Here is a 22,502-nt window from a genome sequence, read left to right on the forward strand (position 1 = left end):
GAGAGCGAGGACGGTTGGGTCAGAGGCGGTGGGTTCGGGCTACGTCGTAGACGCCGGGGACGGCGCGCATGGCGCGCATCAGGTGGGGGAGTTCGGCGGCGTCGGCGAGTTGCAGGGTGTACGTGTGGCGGACCCGTTGCTCGCTCGGTGGCTCGACCGTGGCGGAGACGACCTCCGCGCCGGCCGTGGCGATGGCCTCGGTGAGGTCGGCGAGCAGGCCGGGGCGGCCGAAGGATTCGGCGACGAGGGTGACCCGGCAGTGGGCGGCGTCGCCCCAGCGGACGGGGACGGCGGCCCGGCCGAGCCGGTGCATGACGGCCACGGCGGGACAGCCGGTGCGGTGGGCGGTGACGGCGCCGCCCCGGACCCGGAACCCGGTGATCGTGTCGGGGGGCACGGGCGTGCAGCAGCCGGCCGGGCGCACCGGGGCGGGCGGGCCGTCGACGTCGGCGTGGAGCTCCGCGCCGGAGCTGCGGTCGGCGGCCACGCTGAGCGGCGCGCGGGGGGCGGCGGCGGGCTGGGCGGCGGCGTCCGGATGTGCCTGGAGCCAGCCGGTGATGGCGATCCGGGCGGCGGGGGTACGGGCGTGGTCGAGCCAGGCCGGGGAGGGTCCGGAGCCGCTGTCCTGGGCGAGGAGGAGCTGCACGGTGTCACCGTCGGAGAGCACCGTGCTCAGCGGGGCGAGCCGGCCGTTGACGCGGGCGCCGAGGCAGGCGTGGGCGGCGTAGCCGTGCTGGGCGTAGGCGGCGTCGACGCAGGTGGCGCCGGCGGGGAGCCCCAGGGTCCCGCCGTCGGCCCGGAAGACGGTGATCTCGCGGTCCTCGGCGAGGTCGGCGCGGAGCGAGCTCCAGAAGGTGTCGGGGTCGGGGGCGGACTCCTGCCAGTCGAGGAGGCGGGCGAGCCAGCCGGGCCGGGTGGGGTCGGTGCGCTCGCCGTCCTCGGCGGGGCCGTCGCTCTCGGAGGGCTCGGCGGTGCCGTAGGGGCTGCCGAGGGCGACGACTCCGGCCTCGGCGACCTTGTGCATGCGGTGGGTGCGGATGAGGACTTCAGCGACGCCTCCGTCGGGCGCGGCGATCGCGGTGTGCAGCGACTGGTACAGGTTGAACTTGGGGGCCGCGATGAAGTCCTTGAACTCCGAGATCAGCGGCGTGAAGCAGGTGTGGAGTTCACCGAGGACGGCGTAGCAGTCGGCGTCCTCGGCGACGAGGACGAGCAGTCGCCCGAAGTCGCAGCCGCGCAGCTCGCCACGCTTGAGGCGGACGCGGTGGACGGAGACGAAGTGGCGTGGGCGGACGAGGACTTCGGCGGCGATGTCCGCCGCGCGCAGGACGGCGCCGACCTGTTCGGCGACGTCGGCGAGCGCGTCGGGGGAGCCGGAGCCGGTGGCGTCGGCGATGAGCGCGCGGGTGGTCTCGTACTCCTCGGGGTGGAGGATCGCGAAGACCAGGTCTTCCAGTTCGGTCTTGAGGGCCTGGACGCCGAGCCGTTCGGCGAGGGGGATGAGGACGTCCCGGGTGACCTTGGCGATCCGGGCCTGTTTCTCGGGGCGCATCACGCCGAGCGTGCGCATGTTGTGGAGCCGGTCGGCGAGTTTGATCGACATGACGCGGACGTCGTCGCCGGTGGCGAGGAGCATCTTGCGGAAGGTCTCGGGCTCGGCGGCGGCGCCGTAGTCGATCTTCTCCACCTTGGTGACGCCGTCGACGAGGTACGCGACCTCGTCGCCGAACTCACGGCGTACCTGATCGAGCGTCACTTCGGTGTCCTCGACGGTGTCGTGGAGGAGGGAGGCGGTCAGGGTGGTGGTCTCGGCGCCGAGCTCCGCGAGGATCAGGGTGACGGCGAGCGGATGGGTGATGTACGGCTCGCCGCTCTTGCGGAACTGTCCCCGGTGCGAGGACTCGGCGAGCACGTACGCCCGGCGCAGCACGGACAGGTCGGCCTCGGGATGGTGGGCCCGGTGCGCCTCGGCGACGTGGCTGATGGCGTCGGGCAGCCGGTCGCGCGGGGTGGGTCCCGCGGTGGCGCCGAGCAGGGCGGCCCGGCCGAGCCTCCGCAGATCCAGCCGGGCGCGTCCGCGCCTGCGGACGCCCGTGTCGGTGGCCGCGGCGTCAACCGCGCTCACGGGGTTCGTGGCCTCTGCGCTCATGGGGCACCTCCGGCGACGTCGACCGGCGGTGGACGGGCGGGGAGAGCCCGGGGGGCCGGTGCTTGATGCTACCGACCCCACCACGCGGTGCAGTCACGCTCTCGCCCAGCGTGAATCGGATCACCCATTCGAGCGACACGAGAGTCGTTGACTGTTTCGATTTCGCGCCGCTCCCGCCGCGTGGCGGCTCAGCCCTGGGCGAGCCAGGAGGGTTCCAGGGTGCCCTCGGCGACGATGACGGCCGGGCCCGTCATCTCGATCTCCCCGTCGGGGTGCTCGGTGATGACGAGGGTGCCGCCGAGGACGTCGACGGTGTACGTGACCGGGGCGCCGGTCTCGGCGGGGTCCGCGCCGTCGCGGCGGGCGGCGGCGACGGCGACGGCGCAGGCACCGGTGCCGCAGGAGCGGGTCTCGGAGGCGCCGCGCTCGTGGACCCGCATGGCGACGTGGCGGGGGCCCCGGTCCACGACGAACTCGATGTTGACCCCGTCCGGGTAGACCGACGCGGGCTCGTACGGCGGCTCGTCGTGCAGCGTGCCCGCGTGCGCGAGGTCCTCGACGAAGGCGACCGCGTGGGGGTTGCCCATGTTCACGTTCCGCGCGGGCCAGCTGCGGCCGTCGACGGCGACCGTGACGCCCGCCTCGGGGAGGGCGGCGCGGCCCATGGAGACGGTGACGGAGCCGTCCTTGTCGAGGTGGACGCGCTTGACCCCGCCGCGGGTGGCGACGGCGACCTCGCCGGCGCCGACGTGTCCCGCGTGCTCCAGGTAGCGGGCGAAGACCCGGACGCCGTTGCCGCACATCTCGGCCACGGAGCCGTCGGCGTTCCGGTAGTCCATGAACCATTCGGCCTCGCCGGCCATGGCGCGGGCCTCGGGGTGGGCGGCGCTGCGCACGACGTGCAGCACGCCGTCGCCGCCGAGACCGGCGCGGCGGTCGCAGAGCCGGGCGACGAGGGCGGGGGGCAGGTCGATCTCGTTCTCCGCGTCGGGGACGATCACGAAGTCGTTCTCGGTGCCGTGGCCCTTGAGGTAGCGGAGCGGTGTGGTCTGCGTGCTGGTCACGAGATCAACTGTACGGTGCCGCCCGGACACCCGTTCCGGTTGTCCACAGGGCGGTCCGGGGAGACGTCCGCGCCGGAGTTGTCCACAGGGCCGGCCGGTGGGGCGTACGGAACCCGAGGGGCCCAGCGGGTCCAGCGGGCCGAGCGGGCCCAGGGGCCCCAGCAGGTCCAACGGGTCCAGCAGGCCCAGGAGCCCCAGCGACGTCAGCGGAGGCGGGCGACGCGCCAGACGGCGAGCGCGACGAGGGCCGCGATGGTGGTCACGTACAGGGCGAGCACCCGCCAGTCCGGCCGCTCGCCGGAGCCGCGCTGCGGCAGCCCCGGCCAGGTGTAGCCGACCTTGCGGGCGGCCATCATGCCCCAGCCGGCCGCGCAGAAGCTGATGAGCAGGCCGAGCATCGCGACGACCGCTCCGCCGTCGCCCGAGCCGAAGGCCAGGGGGAAGGCGAACATCAGGGAGCCCACGGCGGCGAGTCCCACGATCGGGGCGAGCTGCCAGATCCTCAGCAGGCGCCGCGGGCGCAGCTCGACCTCGACCTCACCCGCGTCGATCTCGACCGCGGAGCCCACGGCGTCGTCGGGTCCGTCGGGCGTCAGCCCCGGGGCATCCCCGGGGACCGACTCGTGCTGTTCTCTGTCACGAGGGCCGGCCTCCATCGCCACGCGCCCTCCCAACTCGGACTCCACTTGGTCGATCGATGCTCGATGATGGCACGCTCACGACCGCTGAAATGACGGGCAGGGCGTCCCGATGCCATCACGTGATCAGGCTGTAACCGCTCGTTCGACCAACGACAGCGCCTCCCGCGGGAGTTCCCCGCGGTGATCGGCGGCGCCGCTGAGCCAGTGGACGCGCGGGTCGCGGCGGAACCAGGAGTCCTGGCGGCGGGCGAAGCGCTTGGTGGCGCGCACGGTCTCGGCGCGCGCCTCGTCCTCGGTGCACTCCCCCGCGAGCGCCGCGAGCACCTGCTGGTAGCCGAGCGCGCGGGAGGCCGTACGCCCCTCGCGCAGGCCGCGCGCCTCCAGGGCGCGGACCTCGTCCACGAGTCCGGCCTCCCACATGCGGTCCACGCGCGTGGTGATGCGCTCGTCGAGTTCGGGGCGGGCCACGTCGACGCCGATCTGGACCGTGTCGTAGACCGACTCGTGACCGGGCAGGTTGGCGGTGAAGGGCTTCCCTGTGATCTCGATGACCTCCAGGGCGCGGACGATCCTGCGGCCGTTGCTCGGGAGGATCGCGCGGGCCGCCTCGGGGTCGGCGGCGGCGAGCCGGGCGTGCAGGACGCCGGAACCGCGCTCGTCGAGCTCGGCCTCCAGCCGGGCCCGGACCTCGGGGTCGGTGCCGGGGAACTCCAGGGCGTCCACGGCGCCGCGTACGTACAGGCCGGAGCCGCCGACCAGGACGGGAGTGCGGCCCTCGGCGAGCAGCCGGTCGATCTCGGCGCGGGCGAGGCGCTGGTACTCGGCGACGCTGGCGGCCTCGGTGACGTCCCAGATGTCGAGGAGGTGGTGGGGGACGCCGCCGCGCTCCTCCGGCGTCAGTTTGGCGGTGCCGATGTCCATCCCGCGGTAGAGCTGCATCGAGTCGGCGTTGACGACCTCGCCGCCGAGCTGCTGAGCCAGGAACACACCCAGATCGGACTTTCCGGCCGCCGTGGGGCCGACGACGGCGATGACCCGCGGTGCGGGAGCTGCGCTTCTCACCGTCCCAGTCTCGCAAACCCCCGGGGCGTCCCCGAACGAGCGACGTGACAAGCGGGTGAGGGGTTCGTTGCCCGTGCGTGGTTCCGGCCGGGTTCCCCTGGTGTTCCGGCCGGGTTCCGGCCGTCGGTCCCCCGCGCGGCACCCCCTGACGAGTACGCTATGGAGTGAATATGGGCGTTTTCGCAATGTTTCGCCGGAAGAAGAAGGGAACGGCGGAGGACGTGGCCGAGGTCTCCCCGGAGTCCCCGGTGGCGGAGGCCGACGCGCCGGCCGCGGCGGTGGAGGCCGACGCGGACGACGGTCCGGTGACCCGGGTGCCCGTCGCGGGAGTGACCGCCCCCGAGGCCGCTCGCGACTCCGCCCCCGAGACCGCTTCGGATTCCGCCCCCGAGTCCGTTGGGGAGTCCGAGACGGAGTCGGCCGTCGAGGGCGTGGAGGCCGAGGAGGGCGTGGAGGCCGTGGAGGTCGTGGAGATTCCGCGACAGCAGTCGGCCGAGACCGCCGCGGACGCGAGTCCTGAGGTGGGATCGGGTGGGGAGGCGGACCCGGACTCGGGTACGGACCCCGAGGCGGACCCGGCCTCGCACACGGAGAGCGGGACCGGCGAAGCCGCCCACAGGTAGGCAGAGCAGGCAGAACGGCCAGAACGGTCAGAACACGGACACGGAGAGGTGCCGCATGGGTCTCCTGGATTCACTGAAGGCCAAGCTGGGCCCGGCCAAGGACAAGGTCTCGGACCTCGCGCAGCAGCACGGGGACAAGATCGACCACGGCCTGGACAAGGCCGCGAAGATGGTCGACGAGAAGACCAAGGGCAAGTACAGCGAGAAGATCCAGTCCGGTACCGGCAAGGCGAAGGATGCCATCGACCGGATCGGGCACAGGGAGGACGGCAAGCCGGGCGCCGACGGCACGCCCGGCGCCGGTACTCCCGGCGACGGCACTCCCCCGCCTCCGACGCCTCCGACGCCTCCCGCGCCGCCGGCCTCCTGAGGTCACGCACGGACGGGCGGTGGTCGTGGAGGACACCCTCCACGACCACCGCCCGTCCGGCGTTCTCGGGCGTCCGCTACGACCAGACGGCGACCAGGTACTCGACGCCGTACGGGGCGTCCTCGTGCAGCAGCCGCCCGGTCAGCCCGGCGCCCTCGGCCGCGCCCGCGAGGACCTGCCAGGGGGCGCGTCCCGCCGCCTTCAGTTCGTACGCGAGGCCGGCGTCGAGCGCGAGGACTCCGGGCACGTCGGCGGAGCCCAGGACCCGCGCGGCCTCGGCGTCGAAGCCGGCGGCGCGCTCGTCGAGGTAGCCGGGGGCCTTCACCGTCCGGCAGGCGCTGCCGTCGCCCAGGACGAGCAGCGCGACCCGTTCGCCCGAGGCGGCGAGCCTCCGGCCGGTCTCGGCGCACTCCTCGGCCGTGGCCCGCTCGTCGATCCCGAACCCCTCGACCGGCACGTCCGCACGGTCGGCCGCGTCGGCCCGTTCGCTACCGTCGTCGGCCCGCTCGGCCCGGTTGTCGGCCCGGTCGGCCCCTTCGTCGGCCCGGATGTCGGCCCGGTCGGTACGGGAGAGGAGCCAGGCGCCGACGGCGAGCGAGGCCGGCAGCGGGCGGCCACCGGCGCCCTCGCCGAGCCGTACGGTCAGGTCCACGCCGAATCCGGCGAAGGAGCCGGTGGAACCGGCCGGGAAGGTGCCCTGGGCGGCGCCCGTAGGGGTCGGCCCGACGACGAGGAGCCGGTCGGGCCGGGCGGCGGCGAGCACCCCGAGGGCGTCCGCGCAGTGCGTCCGCACGGCCTCCAGCTCGGGAGCGGCGCCGCTCGCGACCTCGGGCACGAGGAGCGGCGGGCAGGGACACACGGCTGCGGCGACAAGCATGATCCGCAGCCTACTGCCCGTGTCAGTCCGCCCTCGTCAGTGCGCCCTCGTCAGTCCGCCCTCGTCAGTGCGCCGCCCCGCAGGCCGGGACGTCGGCGGTCGGGAGGGGCTCCGGGACGCCGATCTTGGGGAGGCCGAGGAGGACGCCGGCCGGCTTGGCGGCGGCAGCGGCGGTGCGCTTCTCCCAGGCGTCGCCCGCGCGGGTGCGGCGGACGGCGGTGGTCGGGCCCTCGGCGAGGAGGTGGTGCGGGGCGGCGTAGGTGATCTCGACGGTCACCACGTCGCCGGGGCGGACGTCCTCGTCGGGCTTGGTGAAGTGCACGAGCCGGTTGTCGGGCGCGCGGCCGGAGAGACGGTGGGTGGCGCCGTCCTTGCGCCCCTCGCCCTCGGCGACCATGACGTCGAGGGTGCGGCCGACCTGCTTCTTGTTCTCGTCCCAGGAGATCTCCTCCTGGAGGGCGACCAGGCGCTCGTAGCGGGCCTGCACGACCGCCTTGGGGATCTGGCCGTCCATCTCGGCGGCCGGGGTCCCGGGGCGCTTGGAGTACTGGAAGGTGAAGGCGTTGGCGAAGCGCGCCTCGCGGACCACGTGCATGGTCTGCTCGAAGTCCTCCTCGGTCTCGCCGGGGAAGCCCACGATGATGTCGGTGGAGATGGCGGCGTGCGGGATCGCGGCGCGCACCTTCTCGATGATCCCGAGGAAGCGCTCCTGGCGGTAGGAGCGGCGCATGGCCTTGAGGATCGGGTCCGAGCCGGACTGGAGCGGCATGTGCAGCTGCGGCATCACGTTCGGCGTCTCGGCCATGGCGGCGATGACGTCGTCGGTGAAGTCGCGCGGGTGCGGGGAGGTGAAGCGGACCCGCTCCAGGCCCTCGATGGTGCCGCAGGCGCGGAGCAGCTTGCTGAACGCCTCGCGGTCGCCGAGGTCGGAGCCGTACGCGTTCACGTTCTGGCCGAGCAGGGTGATCTCGGAGACGCCCTCGGCGACCAGCGCCTCGATCTCGGCGAGGATGTCGCCGGGGCGGCGGTCCTCCTCCTTGCCGCGCAGCGCCGGGACGATGCAGAAGGTGCAGGTGTTGTTGCAGCCGACCGAGATCGAGACCCAGGCCGCGTACGCCGACTCGCGGCGGGTCGGCAGCGTGGAGGGGAACGCCTCCAGCGACTCGGCGATCTCGACCTGCGCCTCCTGCTGGACGCGGGCGCGCTCCAGGAGGACGGGCAGCTTGCCGATGTTGTGGGTGCCGAAGACCACGTCGACCCAGGGGGCGCGCTGGACGATGGTGTCGCGGTCCTTCTGGGCGAGGCAGCCGCCGACGGCGATCTGCATGCCGGGGCGCGCGGTCTTCATGGGAGCGAGGTGGCCGAGGTTGCCGTACAGCTTGTTGTCGGCGTTCTCGCGGACCGCGCAGGTGTTGAAGACGACGACGTCGGCGCCGTCGGCCTCCTTGGGGGCGCGGACGTAACCCGCCTCTTCCAGCAGACCGGAGAGCCGCTCGGAGTCGTGGACGTTCATCTGGCACCCGTAGGTGCGAATGTCGTAGGTCTTCGGTCCTTCGATGCCCACTGTGAGACTCCGGTCGCTGCTGCTGGTCATGCATCCAAGAGTAGGCGGTCCCCGGTGGGCTCCCGGCCGGAAGCCGGGTGCTCCGTCCGCGGTGGGGCGGTCCGCCGCGTCCGTGTCCGGATGTGACAGGGAATCGTCATTGCCGTCATGGGGCGGGGCGGGCGAAGGTGGGGGCATGTCCGATACACGGAGCGAGGCGGCGGCCGGAGGCCAGGGCGGGGAGCACCCCGTCCACCGGGTCGTCGTCGCCGTCTTCCCCGACGTGGACCTGCTCGACGTCACCGGGCCGGCCGAGGTCTTCGCGCTGGCCAACCGGGAGGCGGGCGGCCATGCCCGCTACCGGGTGCGGCTGGCCGCGCCCCGGGGCGCCGGGGAGGTGCGGACCTCCGCGGGGGTGCGGCTCGTCGCGGACCTCGGCTTCGACCAGGTCGGCGCGGACGTGGACACCCTGCTGGTGCCGGGGGCGGTGGATCCGGCTCCCGGCGGCGGGGTCGCGGCCCGGCTCGACCCGGAGGTGGTGCGGTGGGTGCGGGAGACCGCCCCGCACGCCCGCCGCGTGGCGTCGGTCTGCGTCGGCGCGCACGTCCTGGCGGCGGCCGGTCTCCTCGACGGGAAGACCGCGACGACGCACTGGTCGACGGCCGCGCAGCTGGCCGCCGACCACCCCGAGGTCGCCGTCGACCCCGATCCGATCTTCGTACGGACGGACCGGGGCAGGCTCTGGACGGGCGCCGGGATCAGCGCCTGCCTCGACCTCTCCCTCGCCCTGGTGGCGGAGGACCTGGGCGAGGAGACCGCGCTCGCGGTGGCCCGGCAGCTCGTGATGTACCTGAAGCGGCAGGGCGGCCAGAGCCAGTTCTCGGTGCCGCTGAGCCGCCCGGCGGCCGGCCGGCGGGACATCGACGAGCTGCGGCTCTGGATCGCGGACCACCTCGACGAGGACCTGTCCGCGGAGCGGCTCGCCGGCCGGATGTGTCTCAGCGAGCGGCACTTCGCCCGGGTCTTCGCGCAGGAGACGGGGTCGAGCCCCGCCGCGTACGTGGAGGCGGCACGGATCGAGGTGGCCCGGCGCCATCTGGAGACCTCGGACGCGCCGCTCGCCGACGTGGCCGCGCGGGCGGGCCTCGGCTCGGTGGAGACCCTGCACCGGGCCTTCCGCCGGCAGCTCGCGACCACGCCGGCGGCCTATCGCCGCCGGTTCCGCACGGGCGCGGGCTGACCCGGTCCCCCGCCGCTCCTCACCTCCCCGAAGCTCCTCACCTCTCCGAAGCTCCATTCCTCTCCGAAGCTTCATCCCTCTCCGAAGTTCCTCTCCGCGGGGCGGGCCGCTTCGCCGCGCCCATCCCTCGCCCGTTTCCTCATGAAAGGTCAAGAAATGAGCACCACTCCCTCCACCCCCCTGCGTTCCCTCTCCGGGCTGTCCGACGAGCCGGCCCGGCTCTCCGAGGCGGCCCTGGTCCTCATCGACATCCAGAACACCTACCGGTCCGGCGTGATGGCCCTGGAGGGCGCGGAGGAGGCCGTCGCCGAGGCGGCGCGGCTCCTCGCCCGGGCCCGGGAGGCGGGCGCCCCCGTCGTCCACATCCAGCACGACAGCGGCGAGGGGTCCCCGTACGACATCAGCGCGCCGATCGGCGCGCTCAGCGACGAGGTGGCCCCGGCCGAGGGCGAGCACGTCGTGGTGAAGAACTTCCCGAACGCCTTCCACGCCACCGACCTGGAGAAGGTCCTCACGGGCCTCGGCTTCGCGGCGGGCAGCGGGAAGGACCTGGTGCTGGCCGGCTTCATGACCCACATGTGCGTGAACTACACGGCCCAGGCCGCGTTCAACCTGGGCTACCGGCCGACCGTGGTGGCCGAGGCCACCGCGACCCGGGCGCTCACCGCGCCGGACGGCACGGTCGTGCCCGCCGCCGAGCTGAAGCGGGCCGCGCTGACCGGCCTGACCGACGTCTTCGCGGTCGTCGTGCCGACGGCGGCGGATCTGACGGTCTGATCGCCGCGCCCACCCCCCTGCGGTTTTCCGCAGGGGGACCGGGCGGGAACGCGCATACCGGCCGCGAACTGCGGTTTCTAGCCTTGGAGAGTCGTCCTGCGGGTCCGCCGGGCGGCCTCTTCCGAGACCTGGAGGGCTCATGACGCCGTTCCCGACCGCTCTCGCGCAGGAACCCGCCGGCGGCATCGCCGGCTGGGCGGCCGGCCTCGTCGACACGCTCGGCGGGCCGGGCGCGGGGCTCGCCATCGCCCTGGAGAACCTGTTCCCGCCGCTGCCGAGCGAGGTGATCCTGCCGCTGACCGGCTTCGCCGCCGGGCAGGGCGTGCTGAGCCTCTCCGCCGCCCTGGTCTGGACGACGCTCGGCTCGGTGGTGGGCGCGCTCGCCCTGTACGGGATCGGGGCGCTCTTCGGGCGGGAGCGGATGCACGCGCTGTGGGCGCGGCTGCCGCTGGTGAAGGTCGCGGACCTGGAGCGGACGGAGGCGTGGTTCCGGCGGCACGGCACGAAGGCGGTGCTCCTGGGGCGGATGGTGCCGATCTTCCGCAGTCTGATCTCGGTGCCCGCCGGGGTGGAGCGGATGCCCGTCCCCCTCTTCCTCCTGCTCACCACCGTGGGCAGCCTCGTCTGGAACAGCGTCCTCGTCCTCGCCGGTTACGCCCTCGGCGACCGCTGGGAGCTGGTCGAGGCGTACGTGGGCGTGGCCTCCAAGGCCGTCGTCGCCCTGGTCCTCGCGGCCGGCGCGACCTGGCTGACGGTACGGCTCCGGAGCCGCGGGGCAGAGGCCCGTCACCGGCGGTCCTAGGGCGTGTCTGACCATTGGCGTCGGATCAGGCCGGGTCGTCCGGTGCGTGCGATCGGCGTGCGGCCGGGGCGCCCTTGTAGCGGAGCTACTCGGGCGTTTCGGCCGTGCGGCGAGCGTGCGTGCCGGGCGGGCCGGACCCGACGGGAATGGTCAGACACGCCCTAGGGTGGACACCGTGCAGGGGGTCGGGAGTGCGGGAGTCGAGGAGCGGGTCCGGCGGGCCGCGGGGGTGCTCGCCGGATGCCTGACGGCGCCGGTCGGACTGGCGTACCTGGTCCTCGCTGGGGTGCCGCTCGGTGCCTTCCTGTTGTGGCCGCGCACGCGGTCGTACGCCCTCCGGCTCCTCGGTTCCGGTGCCCGGCGGCTCGGGGCGCTGGAGCGGAGGCGGCGGACCCGCCTCTTCGGCGACCGCTTTCCCGAGGGGTACGAGGGCGAGGACGGGCGCGGGGACGCGGACGCGGTCCGGTACCTGGCGGCGCGTTCCTGGTCGGGGCTCGTGTGCGGGGTCGTCCTGGCGCTGCTCGGCTTCGGTCTGGTGCTCGCGGCGCTGCTGGCCGGCGGGGTGGTACGCGGGACGATCGGGACGGCGGAGCTGCTGACCCAACTCGTCCTCGGGGGTGTCCTGTTGTTCCTCTGCCTCCAGGGGCTCTCCGCGCTGGCCGCGCTCGACGCCCGGCTGGCCGGGGAGCGCTTCGGGCCGTCGGAGCGGGAGCTGCTGCGGCGCCGGATCGACGAGCTCGCGGTGAGCCGGGCGGCCGTCGTGCGGGCGGTGGACGTGGAGCGGCGGCGGATCGAGCGGGACCTCCACGACGGCGTGCAGCAGCGGCTCGTGGCGCTCGCGATGCTCATCGGGCGGGCGCGCCGGGGTGGCGCGCGGGACCCGGAGCGGGCGGCCGGGCTGCTCGACCAGGCGCACCGGGAGGCGGCGGAGGTGCTGGCCGAACTCCGCGAGGTGGCCTGGCGGGTCTACCCGTCGGCGCTGGACAGCCTCGGGCTCGAGGAGGCGCTCGGCGGGGTCGCCCAGCGGTGCGCGCTGCCGCTGCGGATCGCGTACGAGGTGACGGGGCCGCTGCCCCGCCCCGTGGAGACGGCCGCGTACTTCGTCGTCTCCGAGGCGGTCACCAACGCGGCCAAGCACGCGGCCGCCTCGGCCGTCACGGTGCGGGTCGCGGGGGCACCCGGTTCCCCGCTGACCGTGCGGATCGAGGACGATGGCCGGGGCGGCGCGGATCCGGCGGGCAGCGGCCTGACCGGGCTGCGCGGGCGGGTCGCCGCGCTCGACGGCGTCCTGCGGATCGACAGCCCCCTCGGGGGACCCACCACCATCGTCGCGGAGCTGCCGTGCGTGTGATCCTGGCCGAGGACTCGACCCTGCTGCGGGAGGGCCTGGCCCGTCTGCTCGCGGAGGAGGGGCACGAGGTCGTCGGGGCGTTCGGCGACGCGGTGACGCTGGTCGCCGAGGCGGAGGAGCGCCGCCCGGACGTGGTCGTCGTGGACATCCGGATGCCGCCGACCCACACCGACGAGGGGCTGCGGGCCGCGGTCGAGATCCGCGAACGGCTGCCGGGGACGGGCGTCCTGGTCCTGTCGCAGCACGTCGAGCGGAGCTACGCGGCCCGGCTGCTCGCGTCCGGCGCGGAGCGGGTCGGCTATCTGCTGAAGGACCGTGTGGCGCAGGTCGAGGAGTTCCTGGACGCGCTGGAGCGGATCCACGCGGGCGGGGCGGCTATCGACCCGGAGGTCGTACGGCAGCTGGTGGTCCGCAGCGCGCACGCCGATCCGCTGGCCCGGCTGACCCCGCGCGAGCGCGAGGTGCTCCAGGTGCTCGCGGAGGGGTACACGAACACGGCGATCGCGCGGCGGCTGCACCTGTCCCTGAGCGCGGTGGAGAAGCACCTCAACGCCGTCTTCGACAAGCTGGAGCTGCGCGGGACCGAGGGCCACAGCCCCCGGATCCTCGCGGTGCTGCGGTATCTGGAGGCGTGACCTCCGGCTCGCCCGCGCCGGCCGTCAGCCGGGGTGTCGGGTGAGCAGGGCGTGGAGGCGGAGGAGGGCGCGGTCGTCGCCGAAACCGCCCGCCTTGATGACGACCGGGATACGGGCGGCGGCGCCGGGCCCCGCGAGGGTGCCGCGGGCGATGCCGGGTTCGGGCTCGTCGTGGAGGTCGACGCCGTGCGCGCCGAGGGCGCGCAGGACGGCCTCGGCGGTCTCGCCGCCGGTGAGCACGAGTCCGTCGAAGGGCGCGCGGGCGGCCAGGGCCGCCACGGACGCGGCGAGCTCGCGGGTCAACTCCGCCGGGTCCGCCCGTCGTTCGTGCGGCGTGTGGAGGATCCGCAGAACGGCGTCGGGGGCCGCTTCCAACGGCCCGGCGGTGACGGCCGCCACCGCGCCCCGCTCGCCGGCGAGCAGCGCGAGTTGTCTGCGGGTGGCGGGGTTGGCGCTGCCGACGGCGACCAAGGGCCGGACAGCGGAGGGGAGTTCCTCTGCTGCGTCGGAGTCGCCGCCGGGGCGGGTGTGACGGCGGGCGAGGGCGGCGGCCAGGCCCGGGGAGCCGACCCAGAGGACGGCCCGGTGGTCGGGGACGGCGGCGACGATCCGGTCCAGGTCCGCGTCGGTGGCGGCGGAGCAGACGAACACGCCTCCGCGAGGCAGCAGTTCGGGCAGGACCTCCGGACGGCCCGAGTCGACGAGGACCGCCTCGGGGAGGATCCGGGCGAGGTCGGCGGTCCGGACCGGGTGGGCGGGGTCGCGGGCGAACTCGCTCTCGTCGACGCGGACTCCGCGGACGTACTGCACGCCGTCCCGGGTGGTCCGGCCCTCGGCCGGGAAGGCGGGGGCGATCACGACCGCCCGCCGCCCCGAGCCCTCCCGCGCGGCGCGGATCTCGGCGGCCACATGCCCCCGGAGGGTCGAGTCGACGGTCTTGAGCAGCAGCCCCGCCCCGGAGAGGGCCCGGGCCGCCTCCCGGGTGCGGGCCGAGGCCCCGGCCTCGTCCAGGAGCCTGCTGCCGAGGTCGACGGCGAGCACGCCGTCGGCCTCGACATCGGCGCCCGCCTCCTCATCGGCCCGCCTCTGCCCTGACCCTGGCCCGTGCCCGTGCCCGGCGAGCGGGCTGCCGGAGAGCAGGATCCGGGCCGGGTGCCCGCCCCGGCGGAAGGGCGCCGCCCCGTCCGCCGCACTCGTCAGGTCGTCGGCGAGGACGGCGACACGGGGCGGGGTCACGGGCGTCGCGGCGGGCGGGGTCACCGGCTGCGTGGCAGGCGGGGCGGGCTGCGGGGCGGGCGGGGCGGGCTGCATCGGCGGCTTCTTCCTCGGGTCGTACGGGCAGCGCGGGCGGGGCGGTGCGTGCGTCCGCCCCAGGGGTACGTGTTCCGCCCCCACCCTCACCCCGCGCGGCCCGTCCGGTCCAGCGGCGACCTCCCGCTCACCGCCCGCGTCCCCGGGGCGGTCGGCGCGTCCGTCAGCGGCCCGAGGGCGAGGGCGAAGACGGCGAAGACGGTGGCGCCGGTACGGCGGCACACGGGAACCGCCGGCGTGGGTATGTGCCAACTCCTGCGGGACAGAAGTGAGTTGGCGGCTCGGCAGGGCCAGGGGCGGGCAGGGGGAACTGCCCTCAAGATCACCGAGCGCTCTCCGACGCTAACCGAACGGGCCCCGCCGCCACGACAGGACACACGGCGCGGCGCACCTCCGGAGGACCGCTCACCACTTCGGCCGAGCGCGTTCCGGCGTACGGAAGGCGAAGGTGGCCGCCCCGTCCGGCCGGGGGTCTCACTTGTCGCGCAGATCGGCGGGCGCCCGACCGTGGGCCCGGCCCGGCCAGGGGGCGGTTTCGGGCGGTCCCCGGCGGTCCCGGGCGGGCGGCGCGTTCGTGCCGGCGGGGCGTGCGCCTCCTCCCCGTCGGCCCTACCCGTACGTACCCCGCCGCCGCGCTTTCGGCGGCCGCCGCGCTCGGCGCCGTATCCCTCACCCTCGACCCGTCCACGACCGCCGACGAGGGCAACCGGCCGTCCTGAGCCGGGGCGCCTCCGGCCAGGCCCACTCCCCGGGCAGCAACACCGACGGACAGCTCGGCGACGGCACCACCACCGCCCCCGTCTTCTGAGCGGCGACCCTTCCGTGGCTCCCTGCGGCCTCGCCGCCACCGGGAGCCACCCAGAGCGACGGGGAGCCCACTGGGCGGTACGAGAGGGCTCACCGGGCGATACCCCTCGTCACGCACCGCACCCGCCCGCACCCGCCCGCTCCCGGCACAGCGCACATCACAGCCGTCCCCGCCCGCTCGCCCTGGCCAGGGGCGCGGACCACCTGGCAGGATCGCAGGCATGTTCGCCTCGCTCACCCGCGCCGCCCGCCGCCGCGTCCTCGCGCTCGCGGCCGCGCTGCTCGCGGTGTGCGTGGGGCTGCTGTGGTGGCTGGCCCCCTTCGGCACCTCGACGCCCAGCGGCTCGATCACCTTCAGCACCGGCGTCCCGAGCGGCGTCTACGAGCGCTACGGCGTGCTGCTCAAGCAGGCCATGGCCAAGGAGCTCCCCGAGGTCTCGATCACCCTGCGGGACAGCGAGGGCTCCCAGCAGAACCTGGCCCGGGTCGCCTCCGGCGAGGCCGACTTCACCGTCGCGACCGCCGACGCCGTGGCGCAGTACATCCGCGACCGCCGGCCCGGCTTCGAGCGGCTGCGCGGCTGCGCCCGGCTCTACGACGACTACGTACAGCTCGTGGTCCGCAAGGGCTCCCCGGTCCAGAGCGTCGCCGACCTGAGCGGACTGCGGGTCGGCGTCGGCCAGGACGGGTCCGGTGTGCGGCTGATAGCGGACCGGGTCCTCGCGGCGGCCGGGCTCACCCCGTCCCGGGACGTGACCGCGCTGCCGGTCGGCATCGACTCGGTGCCGGAGATGCTGGAGAAGGGCCAGCTCGACGCGTTCTTCTGGTCCGGCGGGCTGCCGACCCAGGCCGTGCAGTCGCTGTCGGAGCGCACCCCGGTCCGGCTGGTTCCGATGGACGCCGCGCTCGTGGAGGCGCTGCGGGACGTGGGCGAGTCCACCCGGCACTACCGCTCGGCGACGATCCCCGCCGACGCGTACGCGGCCGCCCAGGACGGGCAGCGGGTGGAGACGCTGGCGGTGGCGAACCTGATGGTGACGACGGCCGAGACCGATCCGGACCTGGTGGAGGGGTTCACCCGCTCCGTGATCGACAGCCGGGACGGCATCGGCCGCCAGGTGCACCCGGCCCAGCTGGTGGACCTCAGGACCGCCGTGTACACCGAGCCGCTCACCCTCCACGACGGCGCCCGCCGCTACTACCGCTCGGTCAAGCCCTGAGCCGTACGCGCTCCGCCTCCCCGGACGGCGACCGCGTGACGACCGCGTACTGACCGCGTGACGACCGGTCCGGCGACCGCTCAGCGACCGCGTGCCGACCGGTACGGCGACCGCTCAGCGACCACGTGACGACCGCGTAGCGACCGCGTGCCGACCGGTACGGCGACCCCGTCACGCCCACTCAGCGACGCGTACCGTCACTCGGCGGGTGCGTAGCGCGGCACGGTGACCGTCACCCGCAGCCCGTGCGGCTCGTTCGGGGCGAAGGCGATGCCGCCGCCGGCGGCGGTGAGCAGCACGCGGGCGATGGAGAGGCCGAGCCCCGAGCCCTTGATGTTCTGGTGGCGTCCGGAGCGCCAGAAGCGGTCGCCGACCCGGCTCAGCTCCTCCTCGGTGAGACCGGGGCCGAGGTCGGCGACGACGACCTCCACCACGTCCTTCCCGGGGAGGACCCGGACGGTGACCCGCTCGCCCTCCGGCGTGAACTTGAGCGCGTTGTCGACGACCGCGTCGAGCGCGCTGGACAGGGCCACGGGGTCCGCCCAGCCGGTGGCCGCCCCGCACTCGCCGACCAGCCGGACGCCCTTCTCGTCGGCGACCGGCCGCCAGGAGGCGATGCGCTCGGCGGTGAGGGCGCCGACGTCGGTGAGCCGCAGTTCGGCGGCGGCGTGTTCGGCGAGGGCCAGGTCGAGGAGGTCGTCGAGGACGCGCGCGAGCCGCTTGCCCTCGGTGCGTACGGCGGCGATCTCCTCGTTCCCCTCGGGGAGTTCGAGGGCGAGCAGCTCGATGCGGAGCAGGAGCGCGGCGAGCGGGTTGCGGAGCTGGTGGGAGGCGTCGGCGACGAACGCCCGCTGCTGTTCGAGGGATTCCTCGACGTGGTCGGCCATCTCGTTGAACGAGCGGGCGAGGCGGCGCAGTTCGGGCGGCCCGCCGGCCTCGGCGACGCGGGAGTTCATCCGGCCGGTGGCGATGTCGTGGGTGACGCCGTCCAGGACGCGGACCGGGCGCAGGACCCAGCCGGTGAGGCGTACGGCGGCGCCGACGGCGAGGAGCATGGCGGCGGCCTCGCCGGCGAAGATCACCAGCCAGCCGTGGAGGATCCGGGCGCGGAGTTCGCCGGTCGGCGAGTCGGTGACGACGACGGCGACGACGTCCCCGTCGCGGACGACGGGGGAGGCGATGACCAGGCGGGCGTGCGGCTGCCAGGGCCAGACCTGCGGCGGGTCGTGGCTGCGGCGGCCGAGCAGGGCCTCCTTGAAGGCGCGTCTGCCCTCGCCCTCGTAGGGGACGATCCAGTCCTCGGGTGCGGCGGCCATGGCACGGTTGTCGCGGTAGAAGACGCCGGCCCGGATGTCGTACACGTCGTGGTAGCTGGCCAGCTCGCCGCTGAGGGTGGTGCGGCGTTCGTCGCTTCCGGTGGCCGGGGGGCCGACGAACTGGGCGAGGGCGGCGAAGCGGGCGGCGTCGTCGAGGCGGTCGACGACGACCCGCTGCTGCTGGGCGGCGGCGAGGGCGGCGGCGAGCGGGAAGCCGAGGGCGAGCAGGACCCCCGCCATCAGGATGATGAGGAGGGGGAGGAGTCGGGTGCGCACGGGCGGGCGGCCGGGGGGTTACGCGGCCGGGGCGACCAGGCGGTAGCCGACGCCCCGCACGGTCTCGATCAGGGCGGGCATGCGCAGCTTGGAGCGGAGCGAGGCGACGTGCACCTCCAGGGTGCGGCCGGTCCCCTCCCAACTGGTCTGCCAGACCTCGGAGATGATCTGTTCGCGGCGGAAGACGACCCCGGGCCGCTGGGCGAGGAGGGCGAGCAGGTCGAACTCCTTGCGGGTCAGCGCGACGGGCTCGCCGTCGACGCTGACGCGGCGGGTGGGCAGCTCCACGGCGACGGCGCCGAGGTGCAGCACGGCGGCCTCGGCGGCGGAGCCCGTACCGCCCGCGGTGTCGTCGGCCGGGGCGGGCGAGGCGGCGCGGCGCCGGGAGACGGCGTGGATGCGGGCGAGCAGTTCGCCGGTGTCGTAGGGCTTGACGACGTAGTCGTCGGCGCCGAGATTGAGGCCGTGGATCCGGGAGCGCACGTCGCCGCGGGCGGTCACCATGATCACCGGGGTGGCGGTGAGCTTCCGGATGCGGGCGCAGACCTGGTAGCCGTCCTGGTCGGGGAGGCCGAGGTCGAGCAGGATCACGCCGTACGAGGGCCGCTCGCCCTGGGCGGTGGGGAGGACGGCCTGGAGGGCCTCCTCGCCGTTGCGTGCGTGGGTGACGGCGAAGCCGTGCTTGGCGAGGATCGCGGAGAGGGCCGCGGCGACGTGGTCGTCGTCCTCGACGAGCAGCAGTCGCATGGTCTTCTCCTCTCGTTCGCCGGGGTGCCCCGGGCCGGGGCATGAACGTTCATGAACGCCGATCGGCGACGTCACAGTCAAGTGTCCCCCGGGGGGCCGCCCGCTTCCGTTATCCACCCGGTACGGCGCCGCGGATCACCTTCACACAGGGTGTCCGCCTGTGGCCTTATCGTTATCCTCAATTTCCGCTCAGATGTGATGACGGTCATCCGGACGTGTCTCTAGTGTCCTCCCAACCGAGGAGGACGGAGCAAGAGGCCGATGAGCGGAGTGGCAGTGTCCAAGGACCACGAGGTCTCCCCCGGGCCCCAGGAGGATCTGGTCGTCCTGTCCGGAGTGAACAAGCACTTCGGCGCGCTGCACGTGCTGCAGGACATCGACCTCACGATCGGCCGCGGCGAAGTCGTCGTCGTCATCGGGCCGTCGGGTTCCGGCAAGTCGACGCTGTGCCGCACGATCAACCGCCTGGAGACGATCGACGCGGGCACCATCACGATCGACGGGAAGCCGCTGCCCGCGGAGGGCAGGGAGCTGGCCCGGCTGCGGGCCGACGTCGGCATGGTCTTCCAGTCCTTCAATCTCTTCGCGCACAAGACCGTGCTCGAGAACGTGATGCTGGGTCAGATCAAGGTCCGCGGCACGGAGAAGAAGACGGCGGAGGCGAAGGCCCGCACCCTGCTGGACCGGGTGGGCGTGGCCGCGCAGGCCGAGAAGTACCCGGCGCAGCTCTCCGGCGGCCAGCAGCAGCGTGTGGCGATCGCCCGCGCGCTCGCCATGGACCCGAAGGTGATGCTCTTCGACGAGCCCACCTCGGCCCTGGACCCCGAAATGATCAACGAGGTCCTGGAGGTCATGCAGCAGCTGGCCCGGGAGGGCATGACGATGGTGGTGGTGACGCACGAGATGGGCTTCGCCCGCTCCGCGGCCGACCGGGTCGTCTTCATGGCCGACGGCAGGATCGTCGAACAGGCCACCCCCGAGGAGTTCTTCAGCAACCCGCGCAGCGACCGGGCGAAGGACTTCCTCTCCAAAATCCTGCACCACTGAGCGAGTCGACGCCTAGTCTTCGCAACTCAACGCTACCCAAGGGACGTTCACCCATGAAGCTTCGCAACGCCTCCGCGGCCGCCGCGGCCGCCGTCGTCCTCACCCTGACCGCCACCGCCTGCGGCACCGGCTCGGACTCCGGCAGCAACGGCGACAAGATCACCATCGGCATCAAGTTCGACCAGCCGGGTCTCGGCCTGAAGACCCCGGACGGCTCGTACGCCGGCTTCGACGTCGACGTCGCCCGTTACGTCGCCAAGGAGCTGGGCTTCGCCGAGGACAAGATCAACTGGAAGCAGGCCCCGTCGGCCGAGCGCGAGAACCTCATCAAGAACGGCGACGTCAAGTTCGTCGTCGCGAGCTACTCGATCAACGAGAAGCGCCTGAAGGAGGTCGACTTCGCGGGTCCGTACTTCCTGACCCACCAGGACCTGCTGGTCCGCGCCGACGACAGCTCGATCACCAAGGTCGAGGACCTCAACTCCAAGAAGCTCTGCTCGGTCACCGGCTCGACCTCCGCGCAGAACGTCAAGGAGAAGCTGGCCCCGAAGGCCGACCTCCAGCAGCTCGGCGGGTACTCGGAGTGCCTGACGGGCCTGGAGAACAAGGCTGTCGACGCCCTCACCACGGACGCCTCCATCCTCGCGGGCTACGCCTCGCAGAAGGAGCACCAGGGCAAGTTCAAGCTCGCGGGTCTCTCCATGAGCGACGAGAACTACGGCATCGGCCTCAAGAAGGGCGACAGCGAGCTCAAGGGCAAGATCAACAAGGCCCTGGAGAAGATGGTGTCCGACGGCACCTGGGACAAGCTCGTGAAGGAGCACTTCGGCCCGTCCGGCTACAAGAACGAGCCGGCGCCGAAGATCGCGGGCTGACGAGCAGCACACCGTCGTGACGGCCGCCCCTTCCGGGCGCGGCCGTCACGACACCATCGGCCGCTGCCGACGCACCGGCCGTCCCACCGACCGACCACCAGGGGAGAGCGCGGGGCATCGTGTTCGACTTTCTTGATTCCGGGCAGTACGACCTGCTCGGCGCCTTCTGGGTGACGGCGAAGCTCGCCCTCTACTCGGCGATCGGCTCGCTGATCTGGGGCACCGCCCTGGTCGCCATGCGGGTCAGCCCGGTCCCGCTGATGCGCGGCTTCGGCACCGCCTACGTGAACCTCGTCCGCAACACGCCACTGACCGTGGTCATCGTGGCCTGCTCCTTCGGCCTCAACCAGACGCTCCAGGTCACGCTCGGCGGCGCGGACTTCGAGGAGATCGGCTTCCGCCTCGCGGTCCTCGGCCTCACCGCGTACACCGGCACCTTCGTCTGCGAGGCGCTGCGCTCCGGCATCAACACGGTGCCCTCCGGCCAGGCGGAAGCGGCCCGCGCGCTCGGTATGAGCTTCACCCAGGTGCTGACCCTCGTGGTCCTCCCCCAGGCGTTCCGCGCGGCGATCACCCCGCTCGCCAACGTCCTCATCGCCCTCACCAAGAACACCACGGTGGCGGCGGCAATCAGCGCCGCCGAGGCCGCGTTCCTGATGAAGGCGATGATCGAGAACGAGGCCGACGCGCTCTTCACGATCTTCGGGATCTTCGCCTTCGGCTTCATCCTCCTCACCCTCCCCACCGGCCTGGTCCTCGGCTGGGCGGCCAAGCGACTGGCGGTGAAGCGATGAGCTCCGTCCTCTACGACGTCCCCGGCCCCAAGGCCAAGCGGCGCAACGTCCTCTACACGATCGCCTTCCTCGCCGTCCTGGGCCTGGTGGCCTACTGGGTGCTCTTCGCCATGGCGGAGAAGAACCAGCTGGCCGCCGAGAAGTGGAGCCCGTTCGTCACCGACTCCCAGGTCTGGACGACATACCTCCTGCCCGGCCTGGTCGAGACCCTGAAGGCCGCCGCCCTCTCGATCCTCATCGCGCTGCCGCTCGGCGCGGCCCTGGGCGTCGGCCGGCTCTCCGACCATCGCTGGGTACGCATCCCGGTCGGCGCGGTCGTCGAGTTCTTCCGCGCCATCCCGGTGCTGCTGCTGATGATGTTCGCCAGTGCTGTGTACGCCGCTTACACGCCCGTCAGCTCCGACTTCCGCCCCCTGTACGCGGTCGTCACCGGCTTGGTCCTCTACAACGCGTCCGTCATCGCCGAGGTCGTCCGCGCCGGCGTCCTCTCGCTCCCCCGGGGCCAGGGCGACGCGGCCGTCGCGCTCGGCATGCGCAAGGGCCAGACCATGCTGTACGTGCTGCTGCCGCAGGCCGTCACGGTCATGCTGCCCGCGCTGGTCAGCCAGCTCGTCGTCATCGTGAAGGACACCGCGCTCGGCGGCGCCATGCTCGGCTTCGGCGAACTGCTCAGCCAGAACCGGCAGATCACGGCCAACTACGGCGCCAACACGATCGCCGCCTTCACCTTCATCGCCCTGATCTACATCGTGGTCAACGCCCTCCTCACCTACCTCGCCGCCCGCCTTGAGAAGCGGCTGCGCCAGGGCAGCAAGGCGGCCGCCGTGAAGGACGTGGCTCCGATCACGAATCTCGAAGCGGGCGCGGCGGGCTCCGCCAGCGTCTGACCTTCCCCTCGACCACCACCCCCGACCGGCCCGGTTTCCCCCAAGTTCCGCGCCCGTCCACTTCCGGCCCCGTCGCTTTCCCCCGGAC

The 22,502-nt window shown here is 73.6% G+C and carries 23 protein-coding genes; 13 read left to right on the forward strand and 10 right to left on the reverse strand.

The window, feature by feature from the left end:
• Positions 1-19 precede the first annotated feature (19 nt).
• The 4 genes from ACIGHB_RS30655 to miaA all read right to left on the reverse strand — a co-directional run bounded on the left by ACIGHB_RS30655 (position 20) and on the right by miaA (position 4,916).
• Positions 20-2,149 carry a RelA/SpoT family protein gene (locus tag ACIGHB_RS30655; RefSeq protein ID WP_399917602.1) on the reverse strand — a complete coding sequence of 710 codons (2,130 nt, stop codon included), beginning with the start codon at positions 2,147-2,149 and terminating at the stop codon, positions 20-22.
• Positions 2,150-2,337: 188 nt separating this feature from the next.
• The gene (gene dapF, locus ACIGHB_RS30660; protein WP_399917604.1) at positions 2,338-3,213 is read right to left on the reverse strand and encodes a diaminopimelate epimerase; all 876 of its coding nucleotides are present in this window, start codon (positions 3,211-3,213) and stop codon (positions 2,338-2,340) included.
• Between the two features lie 203 nt (positions 3,214-3,416).
• The gene (locus ACIGHB_RS30665) at positions 3,417-3,869 is read right to left on the reverse strand and encodes a hypothetical protein (RefSeq protein WP_360315195.1); all 453 of its coding nucleotides are present in this window, start codon (positions 3,867-3,869) and stop codon (positions 3,417-3,419) included.
• 108 nt (positions 3,870-3,977) lie between these two features.
• On the reverse strand, positions 3,978-4,916 hold the full coding sequence (miaA, locus tag ACIGHB_RS30670; RefSeq protein WP_360315143.1) for a tRNA (adenosine(37)-N6)-dimethylallyltransferase MiaA: 939 nt from the start codon (positions 4,914-4,916) through the stop codon (positions 3,978-3,980).
• A 170-nt stretch (positions 4,917-5,086) separates the two neighbouring features.
• Between miaA and ACIGHB_RS30675 the strand changes: the two genes are divergently transcribed.
• Together ACIGHB_RS30675 and ACIGHB_RS30680 are read left to right on the forward strand one after the other, a co-directional pair.
• Complete coding sequence (locus ACIGHB_RS30675; RefSeq protein WP_399917606.1) at positions 5,087-5,539, forward strand: hypothetical protein; 453 nt, start codon at positions 5,087-5,089, stop codon at positions 5,537-5,539.
• Positions 5,540-5,594: 55 nt separating this feature from the next.
• On the forward strand, positions 5,595-5,909 hold the full coding sequence (locus ACIGHB_RS30680; protein ID WP_360315147.1) for an antitoxin: 315 nt from the start codon (positions 5,595-5,597) through the stop codon (positions 5,907-5,909).
• Positions 5,910-5,985: 76 nt separating this feature from the next.
• Here ACIGHB_RS30680 and ACIGHB_RS30685 read toward each other — a convergent pair whose 3' ends face one another.
• Both ACIGHB_RS30685 and miaB read right to left on the reverse strand, forming a co-directional pair.
• Positions 5,986-6,786: a class III extradiol dioxygenase subunit B-like domain-containing protein gene (locus ACIGHB_RS30685; RefSeq protein ID WP_360315149.1), complete on the reverse strand. Its 801-nt coding sequence runs from the start codon at positions 6,784-6,786 to the stop codon at positions 5,986-5,988.
• A 64-nt stretch (positions 6,787-6,850) separates the two neighbouring features.
• Positions 6,851-8,380: a tRNA (N6-isopentenyl adenosine(37)-C2)-methylthiotransferase MiaB gene (miaB, locus tag ACIGHB_RS30690; RefSeq protein ID WP_360315151.1), complete on the reverse strand. Its 1,530-nt coding sequence runs from the start codon at positions 8,378-8,380 to the stop codon at positions 6,851-6,853.
• 145 nt (positions 8,381-8,525) lie between these two features.
• On the opposite strand from miaB, the gene ACIGHB_RS30695 reads away from it, so the two are divergent.
• The 5 genes from ACIGHB_RS30695 to ACIGHB_RS30715 all read left to right on the forward strand — a co-directional run bounded on the left by ACIGHB_RS30695 (position 8,526) and on the right by ACIGHB_RS30715 (position 13,134).
• Complete coding sequence (locus tag ACIGHB_RS30695; protein WP_399917609.1) at positions 8,526-9,569, forward strand: GlxA family transcriptional regulator; 1,044 nt, start codon at positions 8,526-8,528, stop codon at positions 9,567-9,569.
• Positions 9,570-9,725: 156 nt separating this feature from the next.
• Entirely contained in the window at positions 9,726-10,346 is a 621-nt protein-coding gene (locus tag ACIGHB_RS30700; protein WP_399917611.1) for a cysteine hydrolase family protein, read from the forward strand.
• Between the two features lie 139 nt (positions 10,347-10,485).
• Positions 10,486-11,148, forward strand: coding sequence for a DedA family protein (locus ACIGHB_RS30705; RefSeq protein ID WP_399917613.1), 663 nt, complete (start codon positions 10,486-10,488; stop codon positions 11,146-11,148).
• A 175-nt stretch (positions 11,149-11,323) separates the two neighbouring features.
• Positions 11,324-12,499, forward strand: coding sequence for a sensor histidine kinase (locus ACIGHB_RS30710; protein ID WP_399917615.1), 1,176 nt, complete (start codon positions 11,324-11,326; stop codon positions 12,497-12,499).
• The gene (locus tag ACIGHB_RS30715; protein WP_399917617.1) at positions 12,490-13,134 is read left to right on the forward strand and encodes a response regulator; all 645 of its coding nucleotides are present in this window, start codon (positions 12,490-12,492) and stop codon (positions 13,132-13,134) included. The genes ACIGHB_RS30710 and ACIGHB_RS30715 overlap by 10 nt, the downstream gene beginning before the upstream one ends.
• 24 nt (positions 13,135-13,158) lie before the next feature.
• On the opposite strand, the gene ACIGHB_RS30720 is transcribed toward ACIGHB_RS30715, so the two are convergent.
• Together ACIGHB_RS30720 and ACIGHB_RS30725 are read right to left on the reverse strand one after the other, a co-directional pair.
• Positions 13,159-14,445, reverse strand: coding sequence for a four-carbon acid sugar kinase family protein (locus ACIGHB_RS30720; RefSeq protein ID WP_399917620.1), 1,287 nt, complete (start codon positions 14,443-14,445; stop codon positions 13,159-13,161).
• Positions 14,446-14,531: 86 nt separating this feature from the next.
• The gene (locus ACIGHB_RS30725) at positions 14,532-14,669 is read right to left on the reverse strand and encodes a hypothetical protein (RefSeq protein ID WP_360315165.1); all 138 of its coding nucleotides are present in this window, start codon (positions 14,667-14,669) and stop codon (positions 14,532-14,534) included.
• Positions 14,670-15,032: 363 nt separating this feature from the next.
• Between ACIGHB_RS30725 and ACIGHB_RS30730 the strand changes: the two genes are divergently transcribed.
• Together ACIGHB_RS30730 and ACIGHB_RS30735 are read left to right on the forward strand one after the other, a co-directional pair.
• Positions 15,033-15,164 carry a hypothetical protein gene (locus tag ACIGHB_RS30730; protein ID WP_399917622.1) on the forward strand — a complete coding sequence of 44 codons (132 nt, stop codon included), beginning with the start codon at positions 15,033-15,035 and terminating at the stop codon, positions 15,162-15,164.
• Positions 15,165-15,473: 309 nt separating this feature from the next.
• On the forward strand, positions 15,474-16,472 hold the full coding sequence (locus tag ACIGHB_RS30735) for a TAXI family TRAP transporter solute-binding subunit (protein WP_399917624.1): 999 nt from the start codon (positions 15,474-15,476) through the stop codon (positions 16,470-16,472).
• A gap of 197 nt (positions 16,473-16,669) precedes the next feature.
• On the opposite strand, the gene ACIGHB_RS30740 is transcribed toward ACIGHB_RS30735, so the two are convergent.
• Together ACIGHB_RS30740 and ACIGHB_RS30745 are read right to left on the reverse strand one after the other, a co-directional pair.
• Complete coding sequence (locus ACIGHB_RS30740; RefSeq protein WP_360315171.1) at positions 16,670-18,064, reverse strand: HAMP domain-containing sensor histidine kinase; 1,395 nt, start codon at positions 18,062-18,064, stop codon at positions 16,670-16,672.
• A gap of 18 nt (positions 18,065-18,082) precedes the next feature.
• A complete protein-coding gene (locus ACIGHB_RS30745; RefSeq protein ID WP_360315173.1) occupies positions 18,083-18,811 on the reverse strand; it encodes a response regulator transcription factor in 729 nt (242 codons plus the stop codon).
• A gap of 261 nt (positions 18,812-19,072) precedes the next feature.
• Between ACIGHB_RS30745 and ACIGHB_RS30750 the strand changes: the two genes are divergently transcribed.
• The 4 genes from ACIGHB_RS30750 (at position 19,073) to ACIGHB_RS30765 (ending at position 22,414) form a co-directional block, all read left to right on the forward strand.
• On the forward strand, positions 19,073-19,858 hold the full coding sequence (locus tag ACIGHB_RS30750) for an amino acid ABC transporter ATP-binding protein (protein ID WP_360315175.1): 786 nt from the start codon (positions 19,073-19,075) through the stop codon (positions 19,856-19,858).
• A gap of 53 nt (positions 19,859-19,911) precedes the next feature.
• Positions 19,912-20,733, forward strand: a complete 822-nt coding sequence (locus tag ACIGHB_RS30755) for a glutamate ABC transporter substrate-binding protein (protein ID WP_399917627.1) — start codon at positions 19,912-19,914, stop codon at positions 20,731-20,733.
• 119 nt (positions 20,734-20,852) lie between these two features.
• Positions 20,853-21,527 carry an amino acid ABC transporter permease gene (locus ACIGHB_RS30760; RefSeq protein WP_399917629.1) on the forward strand — a complete coding sequence of 225 codons (675 nt, stop codon included), beginning with the start codon at positions 20,853-20,855 and terminating at the stop codon, positions 21,525-21,527.
• Positions 21,524-22,414, forward strand: a complete 891-nt coding sequence (locus ACIGHB_RS30765; RefSeq protein WP_399917631.1) for an amino acid ABC transporter permease — start codon at positions 21,524-21,526, stop codon at positions 22,412-22,414. The genes ACIGHB_RS30760 and ACIGHB_RS30765 overlap by 4 nt, the downstream gene beginning before the upstream one ends.
• The last annotated feature ends 88 nt before the right edge of the window (positions 22,415-22,502 follow it).

The organism is Streptomyces sp. NPDC085460, from assembly GCF_044541975.1.
In the GTDB taxonomy this organism is placed as follows: Bacteria; Actinomycetota; Actinomycetes; order Streptomycetales; family Streptomycetaceae; genus Streptomyces.

Bases quoted from the DNA above. Each gene is read 5' to 3' on its own strand.
- ACIGHB_RS30685 (WP_360315149.1), bottom strand. From the start codon at position 6,786: ATGCTTGTCGCCGCAGCCGTGTGTCCCTGCCCGCCGCTCCTCGTGCCC.
- ACIGHB_RS30695 (WP_399917609.1), top strand. From the start codon at position 8,526: ATGTCCGATACACGGAGCGAGGCGGCGGCCGGAGGCCAGGGCGGGGAG.
- ACIGHB_RS30750 (WP_360315175.1), top strand. From the start codon at position 19,073: ATGAGCGGAGTGGCAGTGTCCAAGGACCACGAGGTCTCCCCCGGGCCC.
- ACIGHB_RS30700 (WP_399917611.1), top strand. From the start codon at position 9,726: ATGAGCACCACTCCCTCCACCCCCCTGCGTTCCCTCTCCGGGCTGTCC.
- ACIGHB_RS30755 (WP_399917627.1), top strand. From the start codon at position 19,912: ATGAAGCTTCGCAACGCCTCCGCGGCCGCCGCGGCCGCCGTCGTCCTC.
- ACIGHB_RS30720 (WP_399917620.1), bottom strand. From the start codon at position 14,445: ATGCAGCCCGCCCCGCCCGCCCCGCAGCCCGCCCCGCCTGCCACGCAG.
- miaB (WP_360315151.1), bottom strand. From the start codon at position 8,380: ATGACCAGCAGCAGCGACCGGAGTCTCACAGTGGGCATCGAAGGACCG.
- ACIGHB_RS30745 (WP_360315173.1), bottom strand. From the start codon at position 18,811: ATGCGACTGCTGCTCGTCGAGGACGACGACCACGTCGCCGCGGCCCTC.
- ACIGHB_RS30665 (WP_360315195.1), bottom strand. From the start codon at position 3,869: ATGGAGGCCGGCCCTCGTGACAGAGAACAGCACGAGTCGGTCCCCGGG.
- ACIGHB_RS30735 (WP_399917624.1), top strand. From the start codon at position 15,474: ATGTTCGCCTCGCTCACCCGCGCCGCCCGCCGCCGCGTCCTCGCGCTC.
- ACIGHB_RS30705 (WP_399917613.1), top strand. From the start codon at position 10,486: ATGACGCCGTTCCCGACCGCTCTCGCGCAGGAACCCGCCGGCGGCATC.
- ACIGHB_RS30655 (WP_399917602.1), bottom strand. From the start codon at position 2,149: ATGAGCGCAGAGGCCACGAACCCCGTGAGCGCGGTTGACGCCGCGGCC.
- ACIGHB_RS30680 (WP_360315147.1), top strand. From the start codon at position 5,595: ATGGGTCTCCTGGATTCACTGAAGGCCAAGCTGGGCCCGGCCAAGGAC.
- ACIGHB_RS30675 (WP_399917606.1), top strand. From the start codon at position 5,087: ATGGGCGTTTTCGCAATGTTTCGCCGGAAGAAGAAGGGAACGGCGGAG.
- ACIGHB_RS30765 (WP_399917631.1), top strand. From the start codon at position 21,524: ATGAGCTCCGTCCTCTACGACGTCCCCGGCCCCAAGGCCAAGCGGCGC.